At 73.5% G+C, this 17,624-nt stretch carries 14 protein-coding genes and 1 tRNA gene; 11 read left to right on the top strand and 4 right to left on the bottom strand.

Annotated features, from left to right (window positions below; genetic code table 11):
- Positions 1 to 47: 47 nt before the first annotated feature.
- The 10 genes from ET471_RS02415 to ET471_RS02375 all read left to right on the top strand — a co-directional run bounded on the left by ET471_RS02415 (position 48) and on the right by ET471_RS02375 (position 10,624).
- Positions 48 to 119: transfer RNA gene (locus ET471_RS02415), tRNA-Gln, on the top strand.
- A 125-nt stretch (positions 120 to 244) separates the two neighbouring features.
- Entirely contained in the window at positions 245 to 1,720 is a 1,476-nt protein-coding gene (gene glmU, locus ET471_RS02410) for a bifunctional UDP-N-acetylglucosamine diphosphorylase/glucosamine-1-phosphate N-acetyltransferase GlmU (protein ID WP_242496489.1), read from the top strand.
- Positions 1,720 to 2,703, top strand: coding sequence for a ribose-phosphate diphosphokinase (locus ET471_RS02405; protein WP_129186437.1), 984 nt, complete (start codon positions 1,720 to 1,722; stop codon positions 2,701 to 2,703). Before glmU ends, ET471_RS02405 begins: the two co-directional genes overlap by 1 nt.
- Positions 2,704 to 2,952: 249 nt before the next feature.
- Positions 2,953 to 4,101, top strand: a complete 1,149-nt coding sequence (locus ET471_RS02400; protein WP_129186436.1) for a glycosyltransferase — start codon at positions 2,953 to 2,955, stop codon at positions 4,099 to 4,101.
- 381 nt (positions 4,102 to 4,482) lie between these two features.
- Positions 4,483 to 5,076, top strand: coding sequence for a 50S ribosomal protein L25/general stress protein Ctc (locus ET471_RS02395; protein ID WP_129186435.1), 594 nt, complete (start codon positions 4,483 to 4,485; stop codon positions 5,074 to 5,076).
- A gap of 104 nt (positions 5,077 to 5,180) precedes the next feature.
- Positions 5,181 to 5,789: an aminoacyl-tRNA hydrolase gene (gene pth, locus ET471_RS02390; RefSeq protein WP_129186434.1), complete on the top strand. Its 609-nt coding sequence runs from the start codon at positions 5,181 to 5,183 to the stop codon at positions 5,787 to 5,789.
- 9 nt (positions 5,790 to 5,798) lie between these two features.
- Complete coding sequence (locus ET471_RS02385; RefSeq protein ID WP_129186433.1) at positions 5,799 to 6,356, top strand: DUF4190 domain-containing protein; 558 nt, start codon at positions 5,799 to 5,801, stop codon at positions 6,354 to 6,356.
- 298 nt (positions 6,357 to 6,654) lie between these two features.
- The gene (locus ET471_RS02380) at positions 6,655 to 7,737 is read left to right on the top strand and encodes a glycosyltransferase (protein ID WP_242496385.1); all 1,083 of its coding nucleotides are present in this window, start codon (positions 6,655 to 6,657) and stop codon (positions 7,735 to 7,737) included.
- On the top strand, positions 7,734 to 9,455 hold the full coding sequence (locus tag ET471_RS17860; RefSeq protein WP_165350377.1) for a polysaccharide biosynthesis tyrosine autokinase: 1,722 nt from the start codon (positions 7,734 to 7,736) through the stop codon (positions 9,453 to 9,455). The genes ET471_RS02380 and ET471_RS17860 overlap by 4 nt, the downstream gene beginning before the upstream one ends.
- Entirely contained in the window at positions 9,452 to 10,624 is a 1,173-nt protein-coding gene (locus tag ET471_RS02375) for a glycosyltransferase (RefSeq protein ID WP_165350376.1), read from the top strand. The genes ET471_RS17860 and ET471_RS02375 overlap by 4 nt, the downstream gene beginning before the upstream one ends.
- Here the strand turns inward: ET471_RS02375 and ET471_RS02370 are convergent.
- Genes ET471_RS02370 through ET471_RS02355 form a run of 4 tightly spaced genes read right to left on the bottom strand, consistent with a single transcriptional unit; the run spans position 10,590 to position 16,132 of the window.
- Positions 10,590 to 11,762: a glycosyltransferase gene (locus ET471_RS02370; RefSeq protein WP_129186430.1), complete on the bottom strand. Its 1,173-nt coding sequence runs from the start codon at positions 11,760 to 11,762 to the stop codon at positions 10,590 to 10,592. The genes ET471_RS02375 and ET471_RS02370 overlap by 35 nt on opposite strands.
- Positions 11,759 to 12,784, bottom strand: coding sequence for a glycosyltransferase family 4 protein (locus ET471_RS02365; RefSeq protein WP_129186429.1), 1,026 nt, complete (start codon positions 12,782 to 12,784; stop codon positions 11,759 to 11,761). Before ET471_RS02365 ends, ET471_RS02370 begins: the two co-directional genes overlap by 4 nt.
- Before the next feature lie 4 nt (positions 12,785 to 12,788).
- On the bottom strand, positions 12,789 to 14,114 hold the full coding sequence (locus ET471_RS02360) for an O-antigen ligase family protein (protein WP_129186428.1): 1,326 nt from the start codon (positions 14,112 to 14,114) through the stop codon (positions 12,789 to 12,791).
- A complete protein-coding gene (locus tag ET471_RS02355) occupies positions 14,111 to 16,132 on the bottom strand; it encodes a glycosyltransferase (RefSeq protein ID WP_129186427.1) in 2,022 nt (673 codons plus the stop codon). The genes ET471_RS02360 and ET471_RS02355 overlap by 4 nt, the downstream gene beginning before the upstream one ends.
- 240 nt (positions 16,133 to 16,372) lie before the next feature.
- Between ET471_RS02355 and ET471_RS02350 the strand changes: the two genes are divergently transcribed.
- A complete protein-coding gene (locus tag ET471_RS02350) occupies positions 16,373 to 17,605 on the top strand; it encodes an acyltransferase family protein (RefSeq protein ID WP_165350375.1) in 1,233 nt (410 codons plus the stop codon).
- The last annotated feature ends 19 nt before the right edge of the window (positions 17,606 to 17,624 follow it).

Below are 17,624 nucleotides of genomic sequence, written 5' to 3'. Positions count from 1 at the left end.
ACTGTCCGCGGACGTGGGACGGTGGAGAACCACCGCGGACCGTCCGTTCCGCCTTGGTGTAATCGGCAGCACAGGGGTTTTTGGTGCCCTTGGTCCAGGTTCGAGTCCTGGGGGCGGAGCACGCACGCTCGCGTACGCAGGACGCGCCCCTCAGCAGGAAGGCTCCCTAGTGACCGGATCGACCGCGACCACGACGCCGGGACCCGCCGCCGTCGTCATCCTGGCGGCAGGCCAGGGCACCCGCATGAAGTCGGCGCTCCCCAAGGTGCTGCACGCCGTCGGCGGGCGCTCGCTGCTCGGGCACGCCATGGTCGCCGGGCGCGAGCTCGCCCCGGCGCACCTCGCCGTCGTCGTGCGGCACGGGCGCGACCTGGTCGCGGCCGAGGTGGCGCGGCTCGACGCCGCGGCGGTCGTGGTGGACCAGGACGACGTGCCGGGCACCGGCCGGGCCGCGCAGGTGGGCCTCGAGGGCCTCGACGCGATCGCGGGGGAGGTCGAGGGCGCCGTCGTCGTCACCGCCTCCGACGTGCCGCTGCTCGACGGCGCGACGCTCGGCCAGCTCGTGGCCGCGCACCGCGAGGACGGCAACGCCGTCACGATCCTCACCACCGTCGTCGCCGACGCGACCGGCTACGGGCGCATCGTGCGCGAGGACGGCACGGGCGACGTGCTCGCCATCGTCGAGCACAAGGACGCCACCGACGCGCAGCGCGAGATCCGCGAGATCAACACGTCGATCTTCGTGTTCGACGCCGACGTGCTGCGCCGCGGGCTGCGGTCGGTCACGCAGGACAACGCGCAGGGCGAGATGTACCTCACCGACGTCGTCGCGTTCGCGCGCGGCGAGGGCCGCACGGTCCGCGCCGTCATCACGGACGACCCCATGACGGTCGAGGGCACCAACGACCGCCTCGCGCTGTCGGTGCTGGGTGCCGAGCTCAACCGCCGCACGCTGGAGCAGTGGATGCTCGACGGCGTCACGATCGTCGACCCGGCCACCACGTGGATCGACGTCGACGTCGAGCTCGCCCCGGACGTGACGATCCTGCCCGGCACGCAGCTGCACGGCGCCACCAAGGTCGGGACCGGCGCGACGATCGGCCCGGACACCACGCTGACCGACGTCGAGGTGGGCGAGGGCGCGACGGTGACCCGCACGCACGGCTCGCTCGCCGTGATCGAGGCGGGCGCGACCGTGGGCCCGTTCTCCTACCTGCGCCCCGGCACGGTGCTCGGGGCCAAGGGCAAGATCGGCGCGTTCGTCGAGGTCAAGAACTCCCAGATCGGCGCCGGCTCGAAGGTGCCCCACCTGTCCTACGTGGGCGACGCCACCATCGGCGAGGGCACCAACCTGGGCGCCGCGACGATCGTCGCGAACTACGACGGCGTGGCCAAGCACCGCTCGGTCATCGGCTCGCACGTGCGCACCGGCTCGGACACCGTGCTGGTGGCCCCGATCACGGTCGGCGACGGCGCCTACACCGCCGCCGGGTCCGTCATCACGCAAGACGTGCCCCCCGGCGCGCTCGGCGTCGGGCGCGCCCACCAGCACAACTCGCCGGGCTGGGTGAGCCGCAAGCGGGCCGGCACCGCCGCCGACGAGGCGTCGGCGGCCGCCGACGCGGGTGCATCAGCGGCTGCCGCCGCCGGTGCACCGCCGGCCGGGACGCCGCAGAATGCCACCACCGACGACGCCGCGAGCGAAGGGCACAGCCACTGATGAACACCTCGATCCACGGCACGGGTGACCGCGAGCTCGTCCTGGCCGCGGGCCGCGCCCACCCGGAGCTGGCCGACGCCGTCGCGCGCGAGCTGGGCATCAAGCTGCTGCCCGTGTCCGCGTACGACTTCGCCAACTCCGAGACGTACGTGCGGTTCGGGGAGTCGATCCGCGGCACCGACATCTTCCTGCTCCAGTCGCACACGCAGCCGGTCAACCAGTGGCTCATGGAGCAGCTGCTCATGGTCGACGCCGCGAAGCGCGCCTCGGCCCGCACCATCACCGCCGTCGTGCCGTTCTACGCGTACGCGCGCCAGGACAAGAAGAGCCGAGGCCGCGAGCCGATCTCGGCCCGCCTCGTCGCCGACCTGCTGCGCACCGCCGGCGCCGACCGCATCATGAGCGTCGACCTGCACACCCCGCAGATCCAGGGCTTCTTCGACGGCCCCGTCGACCACCTGTGGGCCATGCCCGTGCTCACCGACTACGTCCGCACGCGCGTCGACCTCGAGAACGTCGCCGTCGTCTCGCCCGACGCCGGCCGCATCCGCGTCGCCGAGCAGTGGGCCGCCAAGCTCGGCGGGTGCCCGCTCGCGTTCGTGCACAAGACGCGCGACGTCACACAGCCCAACAAGTCGCACGCCAACCGCGTGGTCGGCGACGTCGCGGGCAAGGAGTGCGTGCTCGTCGACGACCTCATCGACACCGGCGGCACCATCGCCGAGGCCGTCAAGGTCACGCTCGACGCCGGCGCGAAGTCCGTCATCGTCGCGGCGACGCACGGCGTGCTCTCGCCGCCCGCCGCCCAGCGCCTGCACGAGTGCGGCGCCACCGAGGTGGTCATCACCGACACGCTCCCCATCGAGCCCGCCAAGCGGTTCGCCGAGCTCACGGTGCTGTCGATCGCCCCCTACCTGGCCCGCGCGATCCGCGAGGTGTTCGACGACGGCTCGGTCACGAGCCTGTTCGACGGCAACAGCTGAGACGCTCGCCACAGCGGTGCCGGGGCGCCGCCGGCCACGGGTCTCCCAGGCAGCCCGAGTAGCCTCGTCCCCTGAGCGTGCGACAGGACGACGAGATGCGAGGGAGCTCCGTGCCGGCCGGGCGCCGGCGCTCGACGGTGCCGACGCGAGCTGACAGGAGATCGAGTCCACCCGGGTGAGAAGCCGAGGTGTGCGTTGACCGGCTCGGCCGCACCGGGAAAGTGTGTGTCGAAGCCTGTGGGAGGTGCCGTGTCCGTCATCGTCGTCGTGCCGACGTTCAACGAAGGGCCGAATGTCGCCGAGCTGGTGCGCCGGTTGGCTGCCGCTCTGCCTGAGCACGCCTCGGTGCTGTTCGTCGACGACTCGACGGACGACACCCCCCACGTGATCGAGAGCGTCGCCCAGAAGTCTTCGATGGTCGTACGGCTCCTGCACCGGGACCGACCGGAGGGTGGCCTCAGCGGTGCCGTCGTCGAGGGCCTGCGGGCCGCGGAAGTCGCAGGCGCCCGCTGGGCCGTGGTCATGGACGGCGACCTGCAGCATCCGCCTGAGCTCGTCCCGGCTCTCCTCGCGCGCGGGGACGCGGATGCCGCGGACGTGGTCGTGGCCTCGCGCTACACCGGGTCGGGAGACGCAGGCGGCCTCGACGGCTGGAAGCGAAGGCTTGTCTCGAAGGCGTCCGGCCTGCTGGCACGCTCGATGTTCCCCGTGCGGCTGCGCAACGTGACGGATCCCATGACGGGGTTCTTCGCCGTCCGTACCGGCCGGGTCGACCTCGGCACGCTCCAGCCACGCGGCTTCAAGATCCTCCTGGAGCTTCTGGCCCGGACAAGGCTCGCCGTCGTCGAGGAGCCCTTTGTCTTCGGCGAGCGTTTCGCAGGCGAGTCGAAGGCTTCGTTCTCGAACGGCTTGCGCTATGTGCAGCAGCTCTGGGCGCTGCGCTTCGGACGGCTGTCGCCGTTCGCCCTCATCGGCGCGCTCGGTGCGGTGCTCAACCTGGCGATCCTCGCAGGGCTGCAAGCGCTGGGCTGGCACTACCTGACGGCTGTGATCGCCTCCAACCTGCTCACGATCGCCACGAACTTCCTGCTCCAGGAGCGCTTCGTCTTCGGCGACCTGCGCGGGGAGGCGGGTTCGAGCGCCTGGCGCCGCTTCACCCAGTCGTTCGCGTTCAACGGCACCGAGGCGCTGGTCCGCACCTTGCTCCTGTGGTGGATCGTCGAGCGGGCGGTGCCGCACCCCGAGCTGGTTCAGGCCGCGCTGATCCTCATCGCCTTCCTCCTTCGGTTCGTGTTTCACGCCCAGGTCGTCTACCGACCCCGACGCACGGCGCCTCAGCCCACGTTCGACGACGTGGCTCCCCTCAGGGGCCTCGTGCCCGACGGCGACGACGAGTAGCCGCCAGCGCCCCCTCGTGGGGCGTCGTCGTCCTCGTGGTCTGGTCGACGGGGGACGGCCTGCGTGCCTTGTCCCACCTCGTCGGCGCACGCATGTCGCGGCCGCCACGGATGTAGCGCGTGCTCCGGTGGGCCGGGTATAGTGTCCAGGTTGCCTCGGCGAGGGACGTCTGGTGGGCCGCGACCATTCCACTGAGTTTGGCCGCACTGCTCCGTAGGACTCCGTGATCGACTGGGCGGTTCGGCGTGGTGCTCCGCACTCCCGCCGCCGCGCCCTGCGCGTGTCTGTCACGCGTCCCGCGCCGACGCGACCGCCCACTTGATGCAGAACTTCCGCTGGTTGCCCCAGCGGCACCACCAGCGAACCGTCAGGAGTACACCCATGGCTGAGATCAAGCTCGTCGCCGAGGCCCGTTCCGACTTCGGCAAGGGCGCCGCCCGCCGCCTGCGCCGCGAGGGCCAGATCCCCGCGGTCCTCTACGGCCACGGCTCGGACCCGGTCCACGTCGCCCTGCCGGGTCACCAGACGTCGCTGGCCCTGCGCCAGGCGAACGCCCTGTTCTCGGTCGAGCTCGACGGCAAGGCCCAGCTCGCCGTGGTCAAGGACGTCCAGCGCGACGCCATCGGCACCGTCATCGAGCACATCGACCTGCTCATCGTGAAGAAGGGCGAGAAGATCTCGGTCGACGTGCCCGTGCACATCACCGGCGAGTCGGCCCCCGGCACCATCCACATCGTCGAGGCGCAGACCCTGTCGGTCGAGGCCGAGGCCACGCACCTGCCCGCCGCCATCGAGGTCTCCATCGAGGGCCTCGAGGCCGGTGCCGTCGTCACCGCCGCCGACATCGCGCTCCCCACGGGCGTCTCGCTGCTCACGGACGGCGAGCACGTCGTCACCACCGTGACCGAGCCGCGCGGCGAGGCCGCCGCCGCGGAGGGCGAGGTCGAGGCGTCCGCCGAGGCCGCCGCCGAGTGAGCCTGACGCTCACCCGCTGAACCAAGCCGCGAGGGCGCCCGGTACCGTCAGGTGCCGGGCGCCCTCGCGCATACCCCTCCCGCGCCGATCGGAGACCACCAGACATGACCGACTCGCCCTGGCTGATCGTCGGGCTCGGCAACCCCGGCGCGCAGTACGCCGGCAACCGGCACAACGTCGGGCAGATGGTGCTCGACCTGCTCGCCGAGCGGGCCGGCGTCCGCTACTCGCGGCACGCGCGCGCGCAGGCCGTCGTCGGCGAGGGGCGGCTCGGCACGCTGCCCGGCGGCCGGCCCGGACCCCGCGTCGTGCTCGCGAAGCCGACGACGTACATGAACACCTCGGGCGGGCCCATCGCCACCCTCGCGAAGTACTACGGCGTCGAGGCCGACCACGTCGTCGTCGTGCACGACGAGGTCGACATCCCCTTCGACACCGTCAAGCTCAAGATCGGCGGCGGCGAGGGCGGCCACAACGGCCTGCGCGACACGAGCAAGGCGCTCGGCACGCGCGACTACGTGCGGGTCCGGGTCGGCGTGGGTCGCCCGCCGGGGCGCATGGACACCGCGGACCACGTGCTGCGCGACTTCTCCGGCACCGAGAAGAAGGACCTGCCGATCCTCGTCGACGACGCGGCCGACGCCGTCGAGATGGTGCTCACCGACGGGCTGCTCGCCGCCCAGGGCAGGTTCCACGCGCCCTCGGAGCGTTAGCATCCGGTCATGAGCAGCGACCCGTTCGGCACCGCCCCGTCCGACCAGCCGACGCCCCCGGAGCCCTCGGCGCCGGGGGAACCCGGGCCAGTTCCCGGCCCGCAGCCGTACGACCCGGCTGCGGCCGGGCAGGCGCCGTACCCGCCCTACGGCCAGACGCCGCCCTACGGCCAGCCGCCGTACGGGCAGCCCTACGGCGACCCCGCCGCGCAGCACGCCTACGGCCCGTACCCTCAGCAGCAGCCGTACCCCTACGCGCAGCCGGGGTACGCGCAGCCCGGGTACCCGCAGGGGCCGGGCACCGACGGGCTCGCGATCGGCGCGATGATCAGCGGCATCGCCGGGCTCAGCTTCCTGCCCCTGGTCGCCTCCGTCGCCGCCATCGTGCTCGGCATCATGAGCCTGGGGCGGATCCGCGCGAGCGGGCAGGAAGGCCGCGGCATGGCGATCGCAGGCATCGTGATGGGCGCGATCGGGGTCGCGCTCCTGCTCGTGGCGATCATCGTCGTCATCATCGCCCTCACCTACGCGGGCGCGGCGCACGTGGAGCTCGGGCGGCCGGTCTAGGGGGTCCCCGCAGACCCCGTGGCAGACCGCTCGTCACCGGGTGACCGGTGCAGGGCGAACCTGCAGAGCCGAATGCTCACACGGCCTCCATAGCACCTTGACATCCGCTCTGACCAGGTATTTCACCCGGGTGAGGACATCCGATCCGGTCATGGGCGACCCCTTGTGACGTCTAGCCTGACATGACCGCAGCGTCATGGCGGCGGCACGGAGCACGGAGGGTCGGATGACGGACGGCGTCGTTCTCGCGCACGACTATGCGACCCAGCGGGGAGGCGCGGAACGCGTTGCCCTCGTCATGGCCAAGGCGTTTCCCGGGTCGGCCATGTACACCACGCTGTACGACCCCGACGGCACACATCCTGAGTTCGCGGACGTCGAGCTGCGTCCTGGCCCTCTTGACAAGGTCCGGATGCTGCGCCACAACCACCGCCTGGCGCTGCCCCTGCTGGCACCCGCCGTCGATGCCCAGCGCGTGCAGGGCGACGTGCTGCTGGCAGGGTCGAGCGGTTGGGCGCACGGGTATCGGGGCGCTCGTCGGACCGTTGTCTACTGCTATGCGCCGGCACGGTGGCTCTACCAGCCGGACCGCTACCTGGGCGGCGCCTCTGGCCAGGTGCCGCGCGGTCTGCGTACGCGCGCGACGGCCACCGCGCTGGGCCTGCTGAGCCCGTCGCTGCGGGCGTGGGACGAACGCGCCGCAGGGCGTGCTGACCGGTATCTGGTGGTCTCCACCGAGATCCAGCGCGCCGTCCGGCAGGTGTACGGCATCGACGCCGAGGTCCTGAGCCCGCCACCCGCCTGCCTCCCGGGCGGACCGGAGACTGCCATCGACGGGGTGGCGCCGGGGTTCCTGCTCTGCGTCGCACGGCTGCTGCCGTACAAGAACGTCGACGTCGTGATCGAGGCGGCCGGACTGCTCGGCCGCCGGCTCGTCGTGGTGGGTGGTGGCCCGGACCGCAGCCGTCTCGAAGCGCTGGCGGCGGCCAAGGCCCCGGGGCTGGTCACGCTCGCCGGCAGGATCGACGACGCCCAGGTGCGTTGGGCCTACCGCAACGCGTCCGTTCTCGTGGCCGCCTCGTTCGAGGACTTCGGCCTGACGCCGCTCGAGGCGGGGGCGTTCGGCGCTCCCACGGCGGCGCTGCGCGCAGGCGGCTTCCTCGACTCCGTCGTCGAAGGGGTGAACGGGACGTTCTTCGACCGGCCCGTGGCGGCCGACGTCGCCGGTGCGGTGGAGTCCGTGCTCGGGCGGCCCTGGGACGCCGACGTGCTGCGCTCGCACGTGGACCGGTTCGGAGAGGACCGCTTCGTCGAGCGCCTTCGGGATATCGTCGCTGCAGAGCTCGGCGCGGGTTCTGGGACGACGGGGGTACTGACATGACGTTCCGTGAGTTTCTCCACGCGATCTGGTCGGGCCGGTGGTTCGTCCTCGCGGGGGTGGTCCTCGCCGTGGTCGCTGTCGCGGTCTACACGAAGCAGGCGGTCACCGAGTATCAGGCCACGGCGACGGTCACGCTCGAGTCGGCCGAGGGCACGGGAGTGGGCAACACCCCGGTGGCGGCGGACTCGAACCCTGCCACGGTGCTCTCCTTGCCGGTGATCGACGCGGCCGCGACGGCGCTGGCCGAGACGCCGGCCGAGGTGGCCGGCACGCAGATCGATCCGGTCCTGAACGGCTCCGACCTGAGCATCGCGGTCACTGACGCATCCCCGAGGCGCGCGGCCGCCGTGGCCAACGCCTTGGCCAACGCCTACGTCGCGAACCTGCCCGCGCTCGTCCAGTCGCAGATCGACAGCATCGACGTGCAGATCAAGGCCATGAGCGACCTGGTCCGCACGTCGAACGCCACGCTCGAGGCCGACGCGAGCGATCCGACCGCCGCCGCCTTGCGCGACGCGGCGCAGACGAACCTCAGCGGCCTCGCGCAGCGCAAGACACAGTTCCTGTCCCTGGTCCCGCCCGGAGAGGTCACCGTCCCGGCACGTGGCGCCCAGCCGGTGGGCATGGACGCCACGACGATGTTCGGGATCGCGCTTCTCGCGGGCCTCGTCCTCGGCGTCGGGCTGGCGCTCGCCCGGCGCGGCCTCGACCCCCACGTTCGGACCTCCGAACAGGCGGAGGAGTCGGCCGACGCGCCCGTCCTCGCGGAGCTCAGCGCGGTCAAGGAGGCACTGCGCTCCGCGGCGGCGGACGGCATGCTCCCAGTAGCGAGCCGGGCTGCGACGCCGTTCACCGAGTCGATCCGTGAGCTGCGCACCGCCGTCCAAGCCGCCGTGGGAGGTGACGACTATGTCGTCGTCTTCACGGCTACCGACCCGCGCGCGCCGCGGTCGTTCGTCGCTGCGAACTTCGCGGCATCGGTCGCATTGTCGGGCCGTCGGACGATCGTCGTCTCGGGGGACATGCGCCGACCCCAGATCGACGAGCTGCTGCCCGAGCCGGCGGGCCACCAAGCGAACGGCGGTGGGACGCGTCCGACCACGGTCACGAACCTCTTCCTCCACCCGGTTCCGGACCAGCCGCTGGACCCAGCCGACTTCCTGGCGACGGCGCGCGCGAGGTCATTGTTCGAGGCGCTGCGCGGCGACGCGGACGTCGTCGTCATCGACGCCCCGCCGGTGCTCGCGGCGGCCGACGCCACAATCCTGGGCGGCTACGCCGACGGCGTCATCCTCGTCGCCACCCAGGGCAAGGCCGAGCGCAGCATCCTCGCGAGCGCGGCGGACCGCCTGCGCACCAACGGCGTCTCGCTCGCCGGGGTCGCGCTCGTCGGGATCCAGGCGAACCGCCAGTTCCGCTACGCCGCGTCGTTCGCCACCCCGTCGTCCGGCCGGTTCCTGCACCGCCGCGCGCGCCGCCACGCCAGTGCCGCAGCGCCGCCCGCCGATGACACCACAGAACCTGCGGCGCTCACGGTGCCGGTGCCGCGGCTCGCCCGGCCGAACACTGCGTGGAGCACGCCGGGCGCCGGTGCGACCTCCGAGCCGACCCCGAGGCAGGACGCCCGAGCGGCGGGCCTCATCGTCGTCGGGGCGGCCGACGGCCGCCGGGCGCGGGCCCGCGCCGTCGCGCCCCTGCACTCGCGACCGACGCGGTGACCCGCTCGCTCCGCGTCCTCGCCCTCGACCACAGCGCGGCGTTCGGCGGCGGGGAGCTGGCACTGTCCCGGGCGATCGAGGCGATCTCGCCGGGCGAGGTCTCGCCGCGCGTCCTGCTGTTCGAGCACGGCCCGCTGGTAGAGCGGCTCGGTGCGGCGGGCGTGCCGGTGGAGGTGCTTCCCCTCGGGCGCGCCGGCACCGTCGACCGCGTGCGCGCGGGACGTGCCGGCATGCTCGTGCTGGTGCCCTCGATGGCCGTGTTCGTGCTGCGGCTGGCGCGCCGCATCCGCGCGCTGCGCCCGGACGTGGTCCACACCAACACCCTGAAGGCCGACCTGCTCGGGTGGGCGGCAGCCCGCCTGGCCCGTGTCCCCGTCGTGTGGTGGGTGCACGACCGCATCGCGGACGACTACCTGCCCGCTCGGACGGCGTGGCTGTTCCGGTGGGCGGCCACGCACCTGCCCGACGCGGTGATCGCCAACTCGGAGGCGAGCGCGGCGACACTGACGAACCGGCGCGGCGCACGGCCCCCCGTGGCGTACCCCGGTTTCGCAGCCGGGCAGGTCCGAGCGGACGCCCTGCAACGCTCGGAGCCGATCGACCCGGTCGTCGGGCTGGTCGGACGGATCAGCCCCACCAAGGGCCAGGTCGAGTTCCTGGATGCGGCCGCGGTCGTGCGCGGGCGCTATCCACGCGCGCGGTTCGTCGTCGCGGGGGCGCCGCTGTTCGGTGCCGAGGACTACGCGGACCGGGTGCGTGCGCGGGTCGGGGAGCTCGGCCTCGACGAGGAGGTCGCGCTGACCGGCCACGTCGACGACGTCCCGGCGCTGCTCGACGGCCTGAGCGTGATGGTGCACGCCTCGCCGGTGCCCGAGCCGTTCGGGCAGGTGGTGGTCGAAGCGATGGTCCGCGGCGTGCCCGTCGTCGCGACCGACGCCGGCGGCGTCCCGGAGATCCTGGTCGACCCTGACAACGGACAGGCCCTCGGCGAGCTCGTGGCGCCGGGCGACGCCCGCGCGCTCGCGGAGGGGATCCTGCGGCTCCTGGACGATCCCCTGCGCGCGCAGGCCCAGGCTGCCCGCGCCTACCGCAGCGTCGAGAGCCGGTTCGCGGCGACGCAGACGGCGCGGGTGCTCACGGACGTGTGGCGGGGCGTGGCGCGAGACTGACCTCGCCCAGGACCTCCGCGAACAGGCCCGCCTGCCGGTCCCACGTCGGCAGGTCTGTCACAGTCTCCGGCAGCGTGGCGCCCTGGTCGCGGCCCGCCCCGTCCAGGGCGGAACGGACCGCCGCGGCGAAAGCGTCCGCCGGCACCGCCCGCACCAGGGAGTCGGCACTGTCCCGGAACCCGGCGACCGGCGTTGCCACGACGGGGCGGCGGGCCGCCCGGTACTCGTACAGCTTGAGCGGGTCCAGGCTGTCGGTGAACGCGTCGACCACGTGCGGGACCACGAGCACGTCCGCGTGCCGCAGGTAGGCGGGAACGGCGGTGAACGGCCGGGCGCCGAGCAGCACCGCGCCTGCGGACCTCAGCCGGGCGGCGTCGTCGGCGCCGAGCGCGACCGGGCCGACGAACACCAGCCGGGCGCTCGTCCCGAGGCTCGCCTGGACGCGGACGCACAGGTCGACGTCGAGCCGGTCGCGGTGCAGCGTGCCGACGTAGAGCACCACCGGCCCGGACGGGAGATCCGCCGGCCGGGCCGCGGGCCGCCGGTATCGCTCGACGTCGACGCCGTTGGTGACGAGCGTGACCGGACCGTTCGCCTCCTTGCGGGCCAGGAGTGCCGGCGAGCACACCGTCACGGCCGCCGCCCGTTCCAGCAGCAGCATCTCGCCGCGCACGAGCCGGTCGCGCTCCGCGGCGGGCCGGTCGGCGACGACCCAGTCGTCGGTGATGTCGTAGACGGCGGGCCACGGGGTGACGTCCAGCAGGCCGGCGACGCGCGGGTCGTTGATCCAGAGCACCGGGTCCGTCAGTCCCGCCCGCCGCGCGGCACGGGCGGTGGCGCGGGCCCGGCGGCGGTCCCCGCCCGGGTCGACCCGCCGGGGGAGCAGCTTGGTGGGCTCGTACAGCCACAGCCGACCCGGCTCGACGCCGGCGATCCCGGGGCCGGGTCGCAGCCCCTGCCCGGGCCGCAGCGTCGCGCGTCGGACGACGTCGTGGGCGAGGTCGACCGGGGGCTCGACGAACAGGACGCGCGTCGCGGGGTCACGGCGCAGCAACCCGGTCACCAGGTGTTGGTTGCGGCGCCAGACGTCGTCCCACGACTCCAGCGAGGCGAGCACGACGTCGCGCACGGCGCTCATACGAGCACGCTCCGGTACACGAGATCGGTCGCCGTCACCTGCTGGTCGAGCGAGAAGTGCGTGCGCTGGCGTACCTGCAGGCCCGCTCCGTACGCGTGGGCCGCGGCCGCGTCGGTCGCGAGATCGCGCAGGACGGTCCCGGCCCGGCCGGGGTCCTGGCTCGGGTACAGCCCGGCGGCGTCGGTGCCCAACGTCTCCAGGTGCCCACCCGAGCCGTCCGCGACGACGGGCAGCCCGGCCGCCATCGCCTCGAGGACGCTCAGGCCGAAGTGCTCGCCCGGGGTCGGGGCCAGGAAGACGTCGGCGCCCGCCATGAGGTCCGCGACGTCCGAGCGCCGCCCCAGCAGGGTGACGGCCGCGGCCAGGCCGAGCTCCGCGACCAGTGCCTCGACCGCGGGCCGTTCGGCGCCGTCGCCGGCGACGAGCAACCGCCAGCCGAGGTCCGCCAACCCGGAGGCGGCGAAGGCGCGCACGCCCAGGTCGGCCCGCTTCTCGGCCTCCAGACGTTGCGCCATGAGGACGACGCCCGGTCGGCTCGTCGGCGTGGTGCGGTCGGGGCGGGCGTCGACGCCCGCGAGCACCACGGTGCTGGGGCCGTCGATGCGTTCCGCGGTGTACTGCGCGATCGCGATCTGCGCGGCGATCACCCGCGCGACGACGGGCGCCGTCAGGCGGCCGAGGGTGGTCCGCCCCCGGTGCTGGGCGAAGTGCCGTGTGCTGACCAGCGGCACGCGGCCGGCCACGACGGGCCAGACCGTGCACGCGACCAGCTCGGCGGCCGTCATGTGGGCGTGCGCGACGTCGGCCCGGGCGGTCAGGCGTGCCAGCGCAGATCGTGCCGACCGGAGGGTGGCCCCGGGGACCACGCGGACATCGGGACCGGCGGCGTCCGCCATGCGCTCGACGTCGCCCCCGACGACGACGACCTGGTTGCCGGCCGCCGCCTGGGCCCGGGCCAGCCGGGAGACGTGCGCCTCGACGCCGGCGAACGCGGACGAGACGACGACGTGGACGATGCGCATGTGCTCAGGTCCCTTGCTGGGCGGGGGTGACGGAGGGTGACAGCGGGAGGGAGGGCTCCTCGGACCGGCGCCGCTCGGCGTACGCGGCCGCGCCGACGCACACGCCCAGCACCACGAACGGGATCGAGACGTGCGCGCCGACCCAGAACTGGTCGAACTGGCTCTGCACGATCCGCTGCACGGTCAGAGCCGCGGCGAGCGTGCCGAACTCGCGCGGCAGCCGCCAGGCGATGACGACCGCCCCGATCATCATGACGACGAAGCCGGCCAGCCCCACGACGCCCACCGACGAGAGGGTCTCGACCACCGCGTTCGGGGGCTGGAACCCTGGATAGCCCCGGTCCGCCACGAACCAGCGCAGGCCGGCCCCGAAGAGGGGGTTGTCGTGCCAGGCCTGCCAGCCGATGTCGAGGCCGACGGCGCGTTCCGTGGTCGAGTTGAAGCCGTCGGCGTCGGTGAGGTCGGCGTTCACGCTGCTCATGACGTACAACGCCACGGGCACGATGAGCATCAGGAGGACACCGGCGCCACGGGGCCGCTGGCGCCCGGGCCGCAGCGCGACGACGAGCATGCTGACGCCCAGGCCGACGAGCGACTGGCGCGACTGGATGAAGAACACCCCGAGGAGGCAGATCACGAACGCCGGGACGGCGAACCGAGCTTTCCAGCCCAGCCACGCCGGACGGGCGAAGGCGATCAGCGTGCCCACGGCAACGGTGGGCCCGGCAAAGTTCTTGTGCAGCGCGAACGGCCAGGACGGGTAGACGGCGTGCAGGGGCCACACACCGCCGGAGAGCTGGACGATGCCGCCCTGGATGGCGTTGATCGAGATGAGCACGCACATGCCGACGAACAGGCCGAGACCCCACCCCGCCTTGCCGGAGGCACCGATGGCCCAGCCCACGACGAGGGCGCCACCGGTGATGAGGAAAGCGTGGAACCACTCGATGGTGTTCTTGGGGTACACGTGCGCGATGACGGCGAACAGGCTGGCCACCTGGTAGACGGCGACGCACCACAGGAGGTTGCGCAGCGTCCGGGAGAACGGGCGGCGCCCGAAGAGCACCGCGACCCAGAACGAGCCGAACAGGAGGAAGTCGCTGACGCTCAGGTCGCCGATCCGGTCGGCGTCGACCAGCAGCGGCATCGCCACCACCGGGAGCACCACCGGGTTCCACACCACGACGCCCACCAGGGCGATCACGACGGCCACGACCAGAGCCAGCGTCGTCGAGCGCGGCAGGAGGTAGGCGACCGCCGCCGCCCCCGCGAACAGCCCGAGCCATACCGTCGCGAGGTCGGGCCGCCGGGCGTGGAACACGTCCCTCACGGGGTGACGCCCGTCAGCGCGGTCTCGACCGACCAGGGACCGCGCACGTACAGCCGGAGGCGGTCGAGCTCCGCCGTGCGTGCTGCGCCCGTGCGCACGACGGCGCGCACGCCTGCTCCCGCGATGACCGCGAGCCGGGCGGCCGTCCAGCCGGCCACGCCGAAGTGCTTGCGGTAGTACTTCTCCTGCGATGCGTGGAAGTGCGCCTCGCGGCGTACGGGGTCGGCGCTCGTGGCGGCTCCCGTGTGGTGCGCGAGGACCTGGTCGACGACCCGGTGGCGCCACGCACGCCGGTGCGCGCGGTAGGCCCAGTCGGTCTCCTCGGAGTAGAGGAAGAAGCGCTCGTCGAACCCGCCGACGTCGGCCAGGGCCTCGGCGCGCAGCAGCAGGACGGAGCCGATGACGAACGAGCGGTCTCCCCGGGTGGGGAGCCTGCCCAGTCCGGCGGCCTCCGCCCATGCGCGGCCCGGCGACGGGAACGGCCAGCCGACCCGGGCGGCCGCTCCGGCGTCGTCCACCTGACGCGGGCCGACGCTGGCGGTCCGGGGATCGGCGTGCAGGGCCTCCTGGAGCGCCAGGACGCCCTCGGCGGTGATCCGTGCGTCGGGGTTGAGCAGCAGGACGTCGGAGCCCGGCGTCTGGCGGTGCGCGAGCGCGTGGTTGACTCCCGCGGCGAAGCCGCCGTTGCTGCCCGGGTCGAGGTAGCGCGCGCCCGCGAGCTCAGCGGCCTCCCGTACCGCGGGCAGCGACGAGTTGTCGACGATGGTCAGGGGCAGCTTGCCCACGAGCGGCTCGAGCGCCGTGCGCACCAGCTCGGGGCTGCCGTAGGCCACCAGCACCACCTCGGGCGGGGCGGGCGCCGCGGGGGCGGTCCCGTGCACGGGTGCGGCCCCCAGCGCCCGCCGGTACAGCTCCTCGTACTGGGCGGCGACCGCCTCCCACGAGCAACGGGCGGCGACCTCCAGGCCACGCTCGCGCAGCGTCGCGGCGAGCACGGGGTCCGCGGTCACCCGGCGCAGCGCGTCCCCCAGGGCCGCGGAGTCGCCCTGGGGGACGAGGATCCCGGCGTCGCCGACGACGTCGGGCAGCGCGCCCGACCGGCTCGCGACGACGGGGGTGCCGCAGGCCATGGCCTCGACCGCGACCCGCCCGAACTGCTCCAGCCAGCCGGGCGTGTCCAGCGACGGCACGGCGAGCACGTCCAGGCCGCGGTAGAAGCTCACCAGGGCGTCGCCCGACAGCGAGCCGACGAACGTGATGCGGGCGCCTGCGGGTGCGGCGAGCGAACGGAGCTCGGCCTCGAGAGGTCCGGCGCCCGCCAGGCGCAGCTCCAGACCGTCGTCGGCGAGCACGGCCCGCACGAGCACGTCGACGCCCTTGTAGTCGACGAGGCGCCCGGCGTAGCCGACGACGGCCCGCGCACCTGGTGCACGCTCCGCCGCGCGGCCGCCGGGTGCCGGCGCGAACACGGCGAGGTCGACCCCGAGCGGGATGTTGGGGACCGCGCACGTCGCGCCCTTGCGCCGTGCGATGCCCGCGGTGGCGTCGTTGCACACGTGCACGCCACCCGCGCGCCGCAGGACGGCTCGCTCCACGAGGCCGAACGGGACCGGGTAGCGCTTGTAGATGTTCTGCGCGGAGTAGACGAGGTAGGGCGCTCGCGGTCCGGGTCGTCGGCCCCGCAGCCGGTCCCAGGCGCGGCGCGCCGCGCGCAGGGCGAGGATCTCGGCCGTCACGAGGGCGTAGGGCTCCTCGTGGAGGTCGAGGACGTCGTGCGGACGGCCGAGCGCGCGCCACAGCGTGCGCGGGTCGAACAGGAACAGGGCCGGGTGGGACCCGAGGGTCCGGGCGCCGACGACGGGCTCGCCGGCCCGGGGCTCGAGCGGGACCAGGCGCCCTCCCTCGTCCCAGACGCGGGCGGAGACCAGGTCGACCTCCAGGCCGCGCCGCCGCAGCGCGCGCTCGCGTTCCCGCCAGGCGTCCACGACCGCGCTGTGCGAGACACGCAGAACCTTCATGGCCCGATTCTCGCCATGCCGGTGGTCGAACCGGGGAGCCGGAAGGCACAATCACCCCCGAATCACCCGGGCGGCCATGAACTTCATCCGGATCCCGTCTGCTAGGGATGCAGCGCGGCACCTATCTTCGGTCACAGCCCGAGACGTGTGCCCCGGGTTTCCTTCCGTGCAGCCGAGGGGTGTGAGGTCGTGAGCGGAGCGGGCCCGGGCACCAGGAGGGACCGGGGCGACGGGACGAACGTGGCCTTGAACGCGCTGCGGTTCGGGGCCGCGCTGGTCGTCGTCGTGAGCCACGTCCGGCCCCTGCTCTACGTCGACTTCAGCCAGGCGCTGGACGCCGGGCCGGGCCCGCGCGCGATCTACGCGGTGACGACCCTGGGGCACCAGGCGGTCATCGTCTTCTTCGTCCTGAGCGGGTACTGGGTCGGCGGGAGCGTCCTGCGCGGCCTGCGTGAGCGCCGGTTCGACGTGGCGCGCTATGCGACGTCGCGCGCCGTCCGGCTGTGGATCGTCCTCCTGCCCGCGATGGTGCTGACGCAGGCCCTCGACCGCTCCGGGACCTGGTTCTTCCCCGACAGCGACGTCTACGCCGGGTCGACCGCTTATCACCTCGTGGTGCCGCAGGACGGGGCGCTGCACCGTCTCGGAGCCCTGACCACGCTCGGCAACGCGGTCTTCCTCCAGTCGCTGGCCGTGCCGCAGCTCGGCACGGACACGCCGCTGTGGTCCCTCGCCCTCGAGTTCTGGTACTACGTGATCTTCCCGGCCGTGCTGCTCGCCGTGTGGCGCGGCGTCGCGCGGCGCGTCCGGCTGGTCGCCGCGCTCGTCGGGGCGGTCGGCCTGGCAGTGCTCTGGTACGGCCACACGCAGGGCTCCCAGGGGCTGGTGCTGTTCCCCACGTGGCTCGTCGGTGCCGGTGTCGCATGGGCGCTCGAGCCGGTCGGCCGGGCCCTGGGGCGCGTGCCGGCATGGGCGCTGGGGCCGGTGCGCGCCGCGACCGTCGTCGCTGTCGTCGGGGTCGCCCTCGTGCACCACGCGCTCGGTGAGGGGTTCGCGCTCAGCCTGGTGCTCGCGTTGGTCGCGGGCCTGCTCGTGGCGCTGCTGACGACCGACGTCCGCGGGGTGGTCCGCCGCTTCTGGAACCCCTTCTCGTGGGGTGCGGAGTGGTCGTACTCGCTGTACGCGACCCACGTACCCGTGATCGCGTTCGTCACCGCGATCCTCGCGCCGGTCGCCGCGGGGCGTCGGCAGCTGACGTGGGCGACCTTGCCTGTCGGGCTGGGGGTGGCCGCCGTCGCGGTCCTCGTCGCGCTCGCGGTCTACGCCGTCGCCGAGCGGCACACGGGAGCGCTGCGCGCGGTCCTGCTGCGGGCGGTCCCGCGGCCACGGCTGTTCGCACCGGTGCCGGCCGACGCCGGGACGAGGGTGGCGAATCACCCACCCCGGGCGGGTTTCCACCCTCTCGACCACTGAGATCCGCGCGGACTCTCGG

This window comes from Xylanimonas protaetiae (assembly GCF_004135385.1).
In the GTDB taxonomy this organism is placed as follows: Bacteria; Actinomycetota; Actinomycetes; order Actinomycetales; family Cellulomonadaceae; genus Xylanimonas; species Xylanimonas protaetiae.
The sequence above is the reverse complement of the archived record's forward strand: the minus strand, read 5'-3'. Positions and strand labels throughout refer to the sequence as shown.